This is a genomic window from Cecembia lonarensis LW9 (assembly GCF_000298295.1).
GTDB lineage: Bacteria > Bacteroidota > Bacteroidia > Cytophagales > Cyclobacteriaceae > Cecembia > Cecembia lonarensis.
The window spans coordinates 1-741 of record NZ_AMGM01000269.1; the positions used below are offsets into that span (position 1 = coordinate 1).

Below are 741 nucleotides of genomic sequence, written 5' to 3' on the forward strand. Positions count from 1 at the left end.
ATTCTACGGCGAAGGTGTTGCCGAAGTTCCGCTGGCAAACCGCGCGACCATCGGCAACATGTCCCCGGAGTTCGGCTCCACTGCGGCCATGTTCCCGATCGATGACGTCACCCTGGATTACCTGCGCCTGACCGGCCGCTCCGAGGAGAACGTGGACCTCGTTGAGGCCTACGCCAAGGAGCAGGGCCTGTGGCACGATCCGAGCCGTGAAATCCGTTTCTCGGAATTCCTCGAGCTGGATCTGTCCACTGTGGTTCCCTCCATCGCCGGCCCGAAGCGTCCCCAGGACCGCATCGAGCTCTCCAGCGCGAAGGAGCAGTTCCGCAAGGACATCCACAACTACGCCGCAGGTGCAGCCGACGAGCTGAACATCGGTCGCCCGTCGACCAGCGTCGAGGTCACCACGGCCGATGGCACCAGCTTCGCCATCGACCACGGTCTGGTCTCGATCGCTTCGATCACCTCCTGCACCAACACCTCCAACCCCTCGGTCATGCTTGCCGCAGCTCTGCTGGCACGCAAGGCAGTGGAAAAGGGCCTGGTGTCCAAGCCGTGGGTCAAGACTTCGGTCGCCCCCGGCTCGAAGGTTGTCACCGAGTACTACGAGAAGTCCGGCCTCATGCCGTACCTGGAGAAGCTTGGCTTCTTCATCGTGGGCTACGGCTGCGCAACGTGCATCGGCAACTCCGGTCCGCTGGAAGCCGAGATCTCCGAGGCCATCCAGGCCAACGACCTCGCGGC

At 63.4% G+C, this 741-nt stretch carries 1 protein-coding gene; it reads left to right on the top strand.

The features are described 5' to 3' along the window. Positions 1 to 741, top strand: a 741-nt coding sequence (locus B879_RS24120; RefSeq protein ID WP_238542235.1) for an aconitase family protein, incomplete at both ends; no start/stop codon positions are given.